This is a genomic window from Sorangium sp. So ce1153, assembly GCF_051521595.1.
Taxonomy (GTDB): domain Bacteria; phylum Myxococcota_A; class Polyangia; order Polyangiales; family Polyangiaceae; genus Sorangium.
Genome location: NZ_CP150361.1, coordinates 13,129,709 through 13,143,231, shown reverse-complemented (window position 1 = coordinate 13,143,231; position 13,523 = coordinate 13,129,709). Strand labels below are relative to the sequence as shown.

Genomic DNA, 13,523 nt, shown 5'->3' with positions numbered 1-13,523 from the left:
ATACTACCCTGGATCCCCGCGGTGCGCCTGGGCGATGGTGGCGCTGGCGGAGGCGCGCGGCCGGCCCGTACGTCTGCGACACGGCTTCCACGCCGCACGCCGCACGCCGCACGCCGCACGCCGCCGCGCCTGCCAGGTCTTCTCACGGAGTCAGGATCCTCGAATGCACCGACCGCGCTGCCCCTCGCGCCCTCTCCTCTGCTTGTGTCTCGCGGCGCTGCTCGCGCCCGCCGCGTGCGATGTGCCCGGGTGCGCGCGAGCGCGCGAGGAGAGCGCGCCGGCCGCCTCGACCGAGGCGCCTGCGCCGGCGGCGATCCCGGGCGCGTCGGCGCAGGCAGGGCCCGCCCGCGTCGTGGTCGAGGCGCGGGCGATGGGCACGAGCCTGGTCGTCGCGGCCTACACGAGCGAGGCGATGGATGAGGCGGCGATCAGGGGCAGGCTGGACAAGGCGATCGCCGAGATCCGCAGGCTCGAGGGGCTGATGACGACGTGGCGGCCGGAGAGCGAGCTGTCGCGGGTGAACGCGGCGGCGGGGAGGAGCGCGGTGGAGGTGAGCCCGGAGTCGCTCGAGGTGATCGAGAAGAGCCTCTGGATCAGCGAGCGCTCCGGGGGGGTCTTCGACATCACCTTCGAGGCGATGCACGGGCTCTGGAAGTTCGACGAGGACATCGACGACAACGTGCCGCCGAGGGCCGAGGTCGAGCGCGCGCGCGGGCTGATCGACTACCGGCAGATCGCGATCGACCGCGCGCGGCGGACGGTGATGTTGGCGAGGCCGGGGATGCGGATGAGCCTCGGCGGGATCGCGAAGGGGTACGCGGTCGACGCGGCGGCGCGGGTGCTGCGGGGGGAGGGGCTGGGGTCGTTCTTCGTGCAGGCGGGCGGCGACCTGTACATCGCGGGGAAGAAGCCGGACGGGTCGCGGTGGCGGGCGGGCATCCGGGATCCGCGCGGCAAGGACGCGAGCGACTACTTCGCGATGGTCGAGGTGGAGGACCACGCCTTCTCGACGGCGGGCGACTACGAGCGGAGCTTCATCAAGGAGGGGCGGCGGTATCACCACATCATCGATCCGCGGACCGGGTTCCCGGCGTCCGAGAGCCGGAGCGTGACCGTCTGGGCGAGGGACGCGCTGACAGCGGACGCCGTGGATGACGCGGTGTTCATCCTGGGGGCCGAGAAGGGGCTCGAGCTGGTCGAGTCGATCGAGGACTGCGGGGCGGTGATCGTCGACCGGAACAACAAGGTGTGGGTGTCGAAGCGGCTGGAGGGGAAGGTCGAGGTGCTGCGGCAGCCGACGGACGGGGTGTAGAGGAGGGGGAGCGCGGCGAGGGAGGGCGCGGGCGGGCGACGTTGCGCGGCGGCCGGGAGGCCATGGTCGGCGGGAGCCAAGGCCCGCATCGGCGGAACGAAGGTTTCCGTGGCGGGGTGAAAGGCCTCCGTCGCGCTGACGAAGGCGTCGGTCGCGCGCGCGAAGCTTCCGTCGCGGGGACGAAGGCTTCGGTCGCGCTCCGGAAGCTTCCGTCGCGGGGCCGGAGCGCGAAATTGCCGAGGATCTCGACTCTCAGGTGCGTGCCGCACGGCTTCGGGCTGCGGCGGACGCTGCTAACCCCGCGAAAGATCGTGCCCCGGGGCGTGTCGGAAGCCTTCGTTCCCGCGACGGAAGCTTCCGGAGCGCGTCGGAAGATTCCGACGGGATGCCGAGGCCAGCGCACGGGCGTCGCGCTCGTTCTCGTGGACGGCGCGCATCACGGACGGTGCTCCGCCGGGCGAATGTCGCCTGGTTGCCCGCCTCAGGGCGTCGCACTACGGTCGGCGCATGCCGCGCGCGACCACCCTGGAAGAAGCCCGCAAGGTACTCGACCCGAGGCCGCTCGACTTCCGGGAGCCGAATCCGCAGGGCGCGAAGGAGGCGAGCGATCCGAAGTTCTACACGGAGCTGCCCGCGCGACGAGAAGGCAATTTCAAGCTGCCCGGTCCGCTCGAGCGGCTCCGACAGCGACTCCTCTCCGGTACGCGGGACACCAAGCTGTTCCTTTCCGGGCACGTCGGCAGTGGCAAGAGCACCGAGCTCAGTCGTCTCGCCGTGCACCCGCAGATCCAGGAGCAGTTCAGCGTGCTCATGCTCCGCTTCGAGGAGCAGGAGTGGGCCACGCTCGACTCCTCCCAGGTTCTCTTCCGCCTGGCCGGCGCGCTGTTCGAGAGCCACAAGGACCGGCTCTCGAAGCAGAAGCGATGGAAGGAGATCGCCGAGGATCTGAATCAGCGCATCTTCCAGCCCATGGGCATCCAGGCGAAGGAAGGCGCTGGATCGGTCGAGTTCGACCTCGTGGTGGTCAAGCTCAAGCAGGAGCTCAAGCTCAGCGAGAAGGCTCGCCGGCAGTTCCGGGCCTTCGGCGAGACCCAACAGAGCCTGCTCCAGGACTTCCTGGCGGCGCTGGTCGATGACATCGAGAACGCGCTGAGCGCGGACGAGGGGCCCAACGAGCTGCTCGTCGTGGTCGACGACCTCGACAAGGTGCGCGGCGCCGAGGCGCAGAAGGAGATCTTCGACACGAACCTGAACGCCCTGCTCGCTCCGCCTCTGCGCGTCGTTTACACCGTTCCTACCGGCGTCCGTTTCGGCGAGAGCCGGGCCGACATCCGCCACAATGTCGAGCACCTCTTCCCGGTCCGTGTCCTCGGCAAGGCGCCCGGCTCGTTCAGGCCCGAGGACGCGTTCCTCGAAGAACGCATGGACTTCTTCAACGATCTGGTCGAGCACCGGGTCGACCCGAACCTCATCCAGAAAGGCGCGGTGCGGCTCGCCGCGATGTACTCGGGCGGCGTGCTGCGGGACTTCTTCCGCATGCTGCGCGAGGGCGCGCAGATGGCGGCGTACAACGATCAGCCGATGCTCGACACGATCGCGATGACTTACGCGCTGAACGACGCTCGGCTGAAGGAGTCGGTCGGGCTGTACGGCCCCGACTACGAGGCGCTCGCGCACGCACACCGCACGAACGAGCTCCGCTCCGCCGAGGACCGGCGCTACCTCGATCTGTCGCGCATCATCGAGTCCCACAACGGCTCGGCATGGTTCGACGCGCACCCGCTCCTCTGGAAGCTCCTCGAGGAGCATCAGAAGACGGATGTCCACCACCCCTAGCGGCGGGCCGCGGCTCCTCTGCGCCGACGAGCAGCAGCTCGAGCGCGCGGGGAAGGTGCTGGCGGGCGGCGGGGAAGCGTTCGCCGTCATCGTGTGCGAGGTGGCGCTGCGCGAGCAGGCGATGGCGGTGCTGCGGAGGAGCGCGGGGAGCATCGAGGTACCTAGCCCGGAGGAGGTGCGCCGGCCGGAGGAGGTGCTCGCCGCGCTGGAGGAGCCGGCGGATCGCGCGGGCGTGCGCTCGCTGGCTATCGCGGGCAATCTGGACGGCGCGCTCGAGGCGCTGAACTGGCACCGGGAGAAGCTGCTCTCGGGTGCGCCGGTCTTGCTGTGGCTGGAGGACGCGGAGGGGCTGCGCAAGCTGCGGGAGCTCGCGCCGGATGCGTATGCATTCCGCGAGGCCGTGGTGCTGGTGCGGGGTGATGGCGGACCTCTTCCGGTCCCAGGGGGCGATGAGCCTGAGCAGGTGGCGCAGCACAGAAGGCAGCTCCGGCGTGCGCGGACGCCGCTGCAACGAGCTGCTGCGGGAGCCAGTCTCGCGGAGGAACTCAGAGTGAGAGGGCAGATCGCCGAGGCCCATGAGGTCGCCCAGAGCGCACTGCTGGTACTTCCTCCAACAGGAAACGACGATGAACAGGAGCTTCGCGCGCAATTATGCAGGACGCTTGCCGAGATAGCGCGAGCGTCAGGGGCACGGGCTCAAGAGCTGTACTGGAGTTTGCGTACGCTGGCAGAGATTGAGCAAATGCCTCTCACAAGGGGCTTGCCACTGCGGGCGCTTGTCCTGGCGGCGTGGCCAGGTCCTTTTAATAGTTTTGACTGTTCAGGCACAGCTGAGGCTTTGCGGTTGGTGTATACGTACGGTCTTGCCCCAGAAGTCACAACTCAGGCGTTGAGCTCCGCGTGCCTACGGATGGAGGCTCTCGGAGATTTGAGACGTGTTCGTGCAATTTCTGAAGCACTGGGCACCATCAAGAATCAAGAAGGTATCGATGCTGCACTTGACATGGTAGTCCGGGCAGTGATCGAGGTGGCTACTGGGAAATTTGCCGATGCAGAGGCGACATACCGCGAAGCCATCGCTATAGCATCCAGCGCGGGGGGGTATTTGACATCAGCTGCATGGGGCTTGGTGATATGCGCGCTTAGGACTGGAGAGTTGAATGCAGCCGAGAGGAGAGCGGCGGAGGGATTGCGCGCTGGCGCCGATGTGCCCCTTCAGCTACAGGTGCGCGCTTGGCTTGCCCTGGCCCGGGGTGACGTCGCAGCGTGCTTCGGGTCGCTTCGACAGATGAGCGCAGAAGCGGAGGCCCAACGGTCGGATGGGCTGATGCTCGAAATGTGCGACACCATGATTTCCGCAACAATCTCGATCTGTGAAGCGGAACGACTTGGCGAGCGAGAGCTCGACGCCGTCCAAGTCGAGCTAGACGCGGTACGGGATGCCGTTCAGGTGATCGCCGGTATAGACGGCCCGCCGTGGTATCCGATCCAGTTCCTGACGCTCCGCGCCCGGCTGCTGGCTGTCACTCCAGGCAAACTGGACCAGGCGGCTGACTACAGCACGCAGGCTCTCGACAAGGCCCGTAGTACCTATCCCGATCTGATCCCGGAATGCGGCCGCCTGCTCGGCGAGCACCTCATCCAGGCCGGCAGGCTCGACGATGCCCTGACCACGCTCGCCGAGACAGAGAGGAAGGCTGAAGCGGGTGGCTTCCTCAAGGAGCTTGCACAGATCCGCTCCGCCCGCGTCCGTGCTCTCGTCCTCAAGGGCGAAGCCTCCGCCGCTATCGAGCCTCACCTCGCCGCGCTCCGCGAGAGCCTCGCGGCCACCGACTCTCCCCGCATCACCGCGGAGACACTGCGCGATCTCGCTCTCAAGCTCCCCCCGCTCAGCGCCATCCCCGACCCGCTTTCCCTCGCCGAGGAGGCTCACGCCCTCTTCGTCTCCATGCCCATGCCCGCCGAGGAGTCGCGCTGCCTCGAAGCCATGGGCGACATCCTCCTCGCGCGCGGCCGCGCCCCCGAGGCGAGGCGACGTTACGTCACCGCTCGAGCGCGCCTCGAGCGGCACGGCCTCGGGCTGCGCCTCCCCTTGCTCAGCCGCAAGATCGACGCGCTCGGCTGAGCCGCGCGCGCGAACTCGGGCACAGGGTCAGCGCTCGCGACGGGCGGCGCCTCACCCCGCGAAGAGCTCGTCCAGCGTCCTGACGGCGAGGAGCCGCTCCGCCCAGGCCGCGAGCCGCTCGCCGGACGCCGCGAGGATCCGCGCCCGCGCCGCCTCGGGCACCTCTCCGAAGCGCGCCCCGAGCAGGCGCAGCAGCATGGCGCGCTGCCCCTCGTCGAGCGCCGCCTGACGCTCGCGGGCCTTGATCGCCTCGATCTCCGGGTTGCCCTTGCGCTCCAGCGCGCGGACCACCTCGCGCTCCGCCGCCGCCCCGTCGAGCAACGCGCGGACGGGCACCGGGCGGATGAGGCACGGATCCTCGATCGTCGCGTCGGGCGCGAACGGCACGAACCGCCCCTCGGCCGGCGACCACTCGGCGACCTCGTCGCGCTTCACGAAGAGGGCAAAGACGCGGCGCACGCCACGGGCGACAAGATCCTCGGCCTTCTCGCGCACGTCGCGCATCGACTGCTCGTTGACGATCTCGAACGAGAGCTCCTCCAGGTACCGGCGCCCCGTCGCCGGGTCGGTCCCCGCCCTGCGGATGGAGAGGTCGGTAGCGAAATCCGAGCCGTTGGCGACGCGCGTGATGAGATCGGCCGCGCCGATGTAGCCGGGCCGGAGGTGCGGCGCGATCAGGAAGTCGAGCCGCACCTGCTGCTCCGCGTGTGGCTCGAGCGACGGCGCCGCGACGACCTTGCGCCCGCGGATCACCTCGTCGCGCGTCACCTCGGGCGTCACGAGGTGCTCGTCCACGGGCGGGAAGTGCGCGCGCCGCGAATCCGAAGGCGGGAGCCTCGCCGTCGCGCCGCCCCGGGCGGCCGGGGCGAGCAGGAGCGTGGCGCCGGGCGGCTTGGGATCCATGAGGAGGGAGACTAGCACGAGGGCCGTCCCACGACGGTCCGCCGCCCTCCGGCGCGTCCGGCGGGCCGCGGTCGAAGCGCGCGGCGCCGCCGTCACCCCCGCTCGCGGCCGCCCCTCACCGCCCCTTGTACACCGGCCTCCGCTTCTCCGCGAAAGCGCGCAGCGCCTCCAGCCGGTCCTCGCTGCGCAGCGTCTCGTCGTAGTGCACCCGCTCGATCTCCAGCCCGAGCTCCAGCGGCACGTCGTAGCCGTCCTCGATCGCCCGGAGCGCCGCCGCCTGCGCGATGGGCGCGCCGCTCGCGATCGGCTCGATCCACGCGATCGCGTCGTCGACCACCGGCGTCCCCTCGGGCGAGACCCGGTTCACGAGCCCCCAGGCGAGCGCCTCGGCCGCGGTGAGCCGCCGGCCGAGCAAGATCATCTCCTTCGCCCGCGCCTCGCCCACCACCCGCGGCAGCCGCTGCGTGCCGCCGGCGCCCGGGATGATCCCGAGCGACGTCTCCGGCAGCGCGAGCTCGGCGTGCGGCGCCGCCACCCGGAGATCACAGAGCAGCGCGAGCTCGAGGCCCCCGCCGAAGGCCACCCCGTTGATCGCCGCGACCACCGGCTTCGGGCTCCGCGCGAGCACGCCGAGCTCGGTCCGGTACAGGCCGACCTGACGGCGCACGTCGTCCGGGCTCATGCCCTGCCGCTCCTTCAGGTCGGCGCCCGCGCAGAACGCCTTGTCCCCGGCGCCCGTGACCACGATCGCCCGCACCTCCGGGTCGTCCGCGAGCTCCCGCCCGAGGCGCCCGAAGGCGAGCAGCGCGTCGCGAGAGAGCGCGTTGCGGCGATCCGCGCGATCGATGGTGAGCACCGCGACCGCGCCGCGACGGTCGAGCTTCACAGGAGACGCTTCCGACATGGTGCTTCCTACCCGACCGCGCCGGCGCGGCAAGCCGGCCCGGCGGCCGGCGCGGTGAAGAGCCCGCTCACCTGGCGTCGCCCGCCTTCTTGGCCTTGTTCCCCGCCGCCTCCAGCTTGCCCAGGCGCGACCTGATCTCCGCGTGGTCGCGCCGCAGCGCCTCGAGCTCGTCCCGCAGCCGGTCGAGCTCGCGCTTGCCCGCCCCGCCGAGATCGCGGAGCACCTCGCGGATCCGCCGCCGCACCCGGCCGTCGAGATCGCGGTCGAGCTGCCGCTGCAGCGCGCCGCGCGACCGGCCGTCGCCGAGGTCGCCCAGCGCGCGCGCGACGTCGACCCGGAGGTACGGATCCGGCTGGTCGAGCAGCTCCTCGAGGAGCTCGCGCGTCCGCCGGTCGCTGGAGAGCTTCGGCAACGCCATGATCGCCGCCCGGCGCCCCCGCGTCGGGACGCCGTAGCGCGTGCGCGCCGTCAGGTGAGGCACCGCGCGCTCGTCGCGCAGGTTCGCCAGCCCGTCGATCACGCCGCAGCGGATCACCTCGCCCCACGAAGGGCGATCGAGGAGGTCGACGAGCGTCTCGAACCCCGAGCTCTGCCGCGTCGCCCCGAGCGCGCGGGCCGCCTCGGCCTGGACCAGGTAGCTCGCGTCGCGCAGCGCCAGCCTGCCGAGGAGCTCCGCCGCCTTGACCGACCTGAAATTGCCGAGCGCGCTCGCGACCGCGCGGCGCACCTTCGGGTGCTCCACGCCCGCGCTCCCCTCGAGCAGCGCGAACGCCGCGCTCGACTGGAGCGCGCCGAGCGCGCTCGCGGCCGCCGCGCGCACCCCCCAGAACTCGTTCCCGTCGGCGAGCGCCTGCCCGAGCGCCCGCGCCGTCGGCGGGTCGTCGCGCCGCGAGAGCGGCTTCGCGGCGAGCATGCGGCCGCGCGCCGTCGGGGCGTGGGCGAGCTGCGCGCGCAGGAGATCGCCGGGCGCGTCGAGCTTGACCTCGCCCAGGATCCTGAAATCCGGATCGACCACCACGAAGCGAGGGCGCCGCGGGAGCGGGATGACGAACGTGTGCGCCTGCTGGTCCACGCGCCGCACCTCGCGGCGCACGTTCGAGGCCTTGCCGTCCGCGAAGCCGAAATCGAGCACCAGGTCGAACGCGAAGACCGGCGGCGTCGAGGCGTCCGGCTGGAGCGCGTGCTCCCGGCTAGGGTGCTGCCCGGGCGCCTGCGTCTGCTTCACGGTCACGGTGCACTGGTCGCCCTCGACCTCGATCTTCACGTCGAGCTCGGGGTGGCCGGCGCGGAAGACCCACTGCTCGAAGAACCGCTCCAGCGACTTGCCGCTCACGTCCTCGAGCGCGCGGGCGAGATCCCGCGTCTCGACCACGCCGCGCGCGTGGCGCGTGAGGTAGGTGTTCACGCCGCGCCAGAAGAGCTCGTCGCCGAGCTCCCGCCGGAGCAGGTGGAGCACGAGCCCGCCCTTCTCGTACAGGTGCCGATCGAAGACGTCGAGCGGCGCGTCGTAGTCCTGACAGACGATCGGGCGCCGGTAGCGCCCGCGCGCCTCGCCCAGATACGAGTCGAGATCGGCCTTCACGCCGTGGTCGTACTCGTCGGCGCCGAGGTGGTGCTCGCGATAGACGTGCTCCATGAACGTCGCGAAGCCCTCGTTGAGCCACCCGTGCGACCAGTCGCGGCAGGTCACGAGGTCGCCGAACCACTGGTGCGCGAGCTCGTGGGCGATGAGGTCATCCGACGAGATGTCGAGCGCCGCCCGCTCGTCGAGCAGGATGTGCTCGTACATCGTCGTGGCGGTCGTGTTCTCCATCCCGCCGAAGATGAAGTCGCTCACCACCACCTGCGCGTAGCGGCGGAAGGGGTACTCGACGCCGAGCTTCTCGCTGAAGTGACGGACCATGTCCGGCGTGCGCGCGAACGTGCGGCGGCCGTCCTCCTCGCGCCCCTTCGGCACGAAGTACGCGAGCGGGACGTCGAGCGCCGCGTCGTCGATGCGGGCGAACTCGCCCGCGACCAGCGTGAACAGGTAGCTCGGGTGAGGCTCGTCGAGCCGGTAGCGGTAGACCCCCGCCTTCTGCGACTTCGCGTCGCCCTCGAGCTCGCCGTTCGACAGGCAGTACCAGCCCGGCGGCACCTCGGCGCGCAGCTCGGTCGTCTGCTTGACGTGCGGCTTGTCGATGCAGGGGAAGATGTGGCGCGCGTCCTCGTCCTGACACTGCGTCCACACCTGGCGCGGGCGGTCGGGGACGTGCTCGTCCGGCTGGAGGAAGTAGAGTCCCCGCCGCGGCGTCGCCCGGTACCGGACCAGGATCGACGCCTCGGCCTCCTCGAGCGGCACGGCCACGCGGAGCGTCTCGCCGTCGTACGTGTACTCCGCGGGCTGGAACGCGCCGCTCGCCGCCTTGCCAGCGCCGCGCCGGGACTTCGGGGGGCGACCGGCGCCGGCGCTGATCTCGACCGCCTCCAGGTCGAAGCCGATGGCGTCGAGCGCGATCTCGCGCGCGGCAGGGTCGACCCGGACCGCCTCGAGCCGCGCCGTGCCCCGGATCGAGCGCTCCGCGACGTCGAGCGCGAGATCGAGGGCGATGTGCCGGATCGTGAAGGGGCGGGAGCGCTCGTAGACGCGCTTCGTCCCGGCGAGCGTGAAGGGCCGCGACGCGAGCGCGAACTCGGACGACGACAGCACGGAACCGCAAGCACAGCGCGAGTGAAGCCGGTACTCTAGGGACATCCCGGCCGAGTTTCCCCGCGCGGCGCCCGGCCCTGCAAGCGAGAACTGGCGCGCTGGAGCGAGCGGCCGGGCCGCTCAGCTCGTCTTGAGGCCGTCGAGCACCTCCAGCGCGAGCTCGTACTTGCCGAGCGGCGGCATCAGGTAGGCCCCCTGCACCCGGTCGCGCACGGAGAAGAGCATCTCGCGGGCGATCTTCACCCCCTCCTTGCGCGCCTCCGCGCCGGCCGGCACCTTGCGCATACGCTCGCGGATCTCCTCGGGGATCTGCATGCCGGGCACCTCGTTGTGGAGGAACTCGGCGTTCTTGTAGCTGACCAGCGGCAGCACGCCGACGAGCACCGGCATCCCCAGGTGCTCGATGCGCCGCAGCACCTTCTCGAGCACGTCCTGGTGGAAGACCGGCTGCGTCATGATGATGTCGGCACCCGCGGCGCGCTTGCGCTCCAGGCGCGCGATCTCCTTGTCGAGGTCCGGGGCGCCGGGCTCGAGCCCCGTGGCGAGCAGGAACGACGTCTTGCCGCCCGGGATCGGCTTGCCGGCCGGGTCGAGGCCGCGGTTCATCGTGCTCGCCATGTGGAGCAGCCCGATCGAGTCGAGGTCGTAGACCGCCGTCGCCTCCGGGTAGTCGCCGACCTTCGGCGGGTCGCCCGTGATGATGACGAGGTTCTTGAGGCCGATCGCGTGGGCGCCGAGCAGGTGCGCCATCTGGCCGATGAGGTTCCGGTCGCGGCCGCAGACGTGCAGGATCGGCTCGATGCCGAAGCGCTGGAGCAGGAGGGCGCAGAAGGCGAGGTTGGTCATGCGCGCGGTGGCGCGCGGGCCGTCGGCGACGTTCACGACGTCGACGCCGCTGTCGATGAGCATCTTCGCCGCGTTCAGCGCGCTCTCCGGGCTGAGGCCGGGCGCCGGGTTCACCTCGACCGAGACGACGAACTTGCCCGCCGCGATCTTCGCCGCGAGGGGGCTGCGCTCGCCGAGCGGCGTGGGCTCGCTGCCCGTGGGCGCGTCGATCGTGATCTGCGGGCGCGAGGTGGCCTCGGGCGCGGCGGCGCCCCGGAGCATGCGGGCCGACTTGGCCATCCACTTGACGTGCTCCGGCGTGGTGCCGCAGCAGCCGCCGATCATCGCGGCGCCCGCCTGGATCAGGCGGCGGGCGAAGACGTCGAAGTACTCGGGCGTGGCCATGTAGAGCAGGCGGCCGTCGACGGTGCGGGGCAGGCCCGCGTTCGGCTGCACGCAGAGCGGCAGCCCCGCGGTCGCCATCCGCTCGGCCATCGCGAGCGACAGCTGCGGGCCGTCGCCGCAGTTGACCCCGAGCAGGTCGACGCCCCAGTCCCGCAGCGTCTGCGCGACGCGCTCCGGCAGGCTGCCGTCGGCGACGACGCCGCTCGTGTCGAACGTCATCGACGCGAGGACCGGCAGCCCCGGCGCCGCCTTGCGCGCCGCCTCGATGGCGACCTTGATCTCGTCGAGGTGGCGAAACGTCTCCAGGACCAGGACGTCGGCGCCGCCCTCGGCGAGGGCGCCCGCCTGCTCGGCGAACGTGGCGGCCGCGGCGGCGAGGTCGTCGCGCGTGGCCACGCCGGGCACGAGCCCGGTCGGGCCGATCGAGCCGGCGACGTACGCGTCGCCGCCCGCGATCTCGCGCGCGATGCGCGCGCCCGCGAGGTTGAAGTTGCGCACCTCGTTGACGAGCCCGTAGCGCTCGAGCCGGAACCTGTTCGCGCCGAAGGTGTTCGTCTCGATGACGTTCGCGCCCGCCGCGACGTAATCGGCGTGGACCTTCTTCACGAGGTCGGGGCGCGTGACGTTGAGCTGCTCGAAGTTCTGGGTGACGAACACCCCACGCTCGTAGAGCAGCGAGCCCATCGCGCCGTCGAACACGAGGATCGAGCGCTGGATCGCGTCGAGGAGCGGGGTTTCAGGTCTCGTGCCAGGCATGGGGCGCATCGTAGGGGCGGGCCGGCTTCTCAGGAAGGGGGGCGCGACGCGGTTGACGGCGCGGTCAGGATCTCGGTAGGCAGATCTCGAGATGAGCACGCCCCGATGGCTCCGCGCATTCGCCCTGGCGGTCTCCGCCGCTGCCCCGCTCCTCGCCGCCGCCCCCGCGGCCCACGCCTGGCACCCTCCGGTGCACCGCTCGGACGCGGGCGTGGATCTCTACCTCTGGAGCGCCGAGTACTACGGCACGTCGCTCGCCGCCGTGCCGTTCGTTCAGTTCGAGCCGACGCCCGACCTGTTCATCAACCTCCAGTTCCCGCTCGCGCTCTCGATCGACAGCCGGCGCGGCGGCCTCGACATCCAGAGCGAGTCGCGCGCCGGCCTCGGCAACCCCACGTTCGCGCTCTACTACTCGGACATCGACGGCAAGCTCACGTGGTACGCGGGCGGCCGCCTCTCGCTGCCGCTCGGCGCCGTCGATGACGCCGACTGGCGCTGGGCCACCTTGTCCGCCGGGTGGGCGATGGCCCTGTACGACGCGCACCTCTGGGCGACGGACACGCTCCCGATCGGCGGGTTCGGCGGCATCGAGTACCGCTTCGGGCGCCCCTTCGTGCTGAGGGCGGGCGGCGATCTCACGTTCTTCCCTTCGCTGAGCGACAGGCCGCGCACCATCCGCTACGTGGGCTCGGACGATCTCGAAGCCGTCTTCCAGGCGAAGGTGGAGCCCGAGCTCCAGAGCCGCGCCGGCTTCGGCGGCGGCCTCTCCCTGAAGATGATGTGGATCCCGACGGCGCCGGACCTCGTCGACGACGCGCAGGTCTCGCTGATGCCGTACTTCGTGTACGACAGCCAGAAGACCTTCTTCATGCGGGCCGGCCTGCTCCTCGCGCTGGACGAGCCGCTCGGGCCCGCGTTCGACAGGGGGCGGGTCGCGTCGCTCTACCTGCAGTTCGGCGGCCACCTCGACTAGGCCCTCGCCCGGCGCCTCCTGCACGCGAGCCACGCGCGCGAGCCACGCGCTCGGGCCTGCGCCGGGAGCTCGCCCTCGCGCTCATGGAGGCTCCAGCATGACCCGTCGCCGCGCCATCGCCTGGGGCGCCGCCGCCGTCGCCGTGGTGGCGCTCCTGCTCTTCTGGCGCAAGCTGAACCAGTTTCCGCCGGACACGACGCCCGAGGGCGCCTACCTCCGCATCGCGTACAACATCGGCGCGAGCGATGCGCGCGGGTGCTTCCCGTACCTCGAGGATCGGGCGCAGCACGCGGCCTACACGATCCGGGATTACCGCCGGAAGGCGTTCGAGCGGATCGAGGCGAGCTACCCGGAGCCGGAGCGCACGCGCCTGCTCGACCAGTACCGGGCGCACGCGATGGCCGAGGACGGGGCGGACGTGTGGGTCGACCTCGCCGCGAAGCAGGGCTTCATCGCCCGCCTCCGGCGCGACCTGTCCGGCATCGGCAAGGTGGAGGTGACGGGCGAGCGGGCGACGGTCGAGACGGCGCGCGGCACGCGGTACCCGTTCCGCCGGCGGGACAACGGCATCTGGGGGCTGACGCTGTTCACGGCGGACCTCGTGGCCGAGGCGGAGCGGGCGGCGAGGGACTGGGACGTCGTGGAGAAGGCCGCGCTCGACTACGAGCGGGGGCGGTGAACGGGCTGATCTCGCCGCCACGGAGCTCGTCGGCGGATTGCCAGCGGGCCGGACGAAGGCCTGCCTGCGGGCGTTCGCGTGGGCGGGAGGATGAATCAAGAGGAATCGGGCGAGGG

General features: G+C 71.2%; 9 protein-coding genes. 5 read left to right on the top strand and 4 right to left on the bottom strand.

Going from position 1 to position 13,523, the window contains the following annotated elements:
* Nucleotides 1-202 precede the first annotated feature (202 nt).
* The 3 genes from WME85_RS47885 (at nt 203) to WME85_RS47875 (ending at nt 5,273) form a co-directional block, all read left to right on the top strand.
* The gene (locus WME85_RS47885; RefSeq protein WP_437831561.1) at nt 203-1,312 is read left to right on the top strand and encodes an FAD:protein FMN transferase; all 1,110 of its coding nucleotides are present in this window, start codon (nt 203-205) and stop codon (nt 1,310-1,312) included.
* 507 nt (nt 1,313-1,819) lie between these two features.
* Nucleotides 1,820-3,148, top strand: a complete 1,329-nt coding sequence (locus WME85_RS47880) for a P-loop NTPase fold protein (protein ID WP_437831558.1) — start codon at nt 1,820-1,822, stop codon at nt 3,146-3,148.
* Nucleotides 3,132-5,273 (top strand): hypothetical protein, encoded by a 2,142-nt coding sequence (locus WME85_RS47875; RefSeq protein ID WP_437831555.1) that lies wholly within the window; start codon nt 3,132-3,134, stop codon nt 5,271-5,273. The genes WME85_RS47880 and WME85_RS47875 overlap by 17 nt, the downstream gene beginning before the upstream one ends.
* 51 nt (nt 5,274-5,324) lie before the next feature.
* Here the strand turns inward: WME85_RS47875 and WME85_RS47870 are convergent, their stop codons facing one another.
* The 4 genes from WME85_RS47870 to WME85_RS47855 form a co-directional block, all read right to left on the bottom strand.
* The gene (locus tag WME85_RS47870) at nt 5,325-6,194 is read right to left on the bottom strand and encodes a DUF4351 domain-containing protein (RefSeq protein WP_437831552.1); all 870 of its coding nucleotides are present in this window, start codon (nt 6,192-6,194) and stop codon (nt 5,325-5,327) included.
* A gap of 97 nt (nt 6,195-6,291) precedes the next feature.
* The gene (locus WME85_RS47865; protein ID WP_437831550.1) at nt 6,292-7,080 is read right to left on the bottom strand and encodes an enoyl-CoA hydratase-related protein; all 789 of its coding nucleotides are present in this window, start codon (nt 7,078-7,080) and stop codon (nt 6,292-6,294) included.
* Between the two features lie 67 nt (nt 7,081-7,147).
* Entirely contained in the window at nt 7,148-9,769 is a 2,622-nt protein-coding gene (locus WME85_RS47860) for a M1 family aminopeptidase (RefSeq protein WP_437831547.1), read from the bottom strand.
* A gap of 120 nt (nt 9,770-9,889) precedes the next feature.
* Nucleotides 9,890-11,755: a bifunctional homocysteine S-methyltransferase/methylenetetrahydrofolate reductase gene (locus tag WME85_RS47855; RefSeq protein WP_437831544.1), complete on the bottom strand. Its 1,866-nt coding sequence runs from the start codon at nt 11,753-11,755 to the stop codon at nt 9,890-9,892.
* A 91-nt stretch (nt 11,756-11,846) separates the two neighbouring features.
* Between WME85_RS47855 and WME85_RS47850 the strand changes: the two genes are divergently transcribed.
* Both WME85_RS47850 and WME85_RS47845 read left to right on the top strand, forming a co-directional pair.
* Nucleotides 11,847-12,728: a hypothetical protein gene (locus tag WME85_RS47850; RefSeq protein WP_437831541.1), complete on the top strand. Its 882-nt coding sequence runs from the start codon at nt 11,847-11,849 to the stop codon at nt 12,726-12,728.
* 97 nt (nt 12,729-12,825) lie between these two features.
* Nucleotides 12,826-13,407 carry a hypothetical protein gene (locus WME85_RS47845; protein WP_437831538.1) on the top strand — a complete coding sequence of 194 codons (582 nt, stop codon included), beginning with the start codon at nt 12,826-12,828 and terminating at the stop codon, nt 13,405-13,407.
* Nucleotides 13,408-13,523 lie beyond the last annotated feature (116 nt).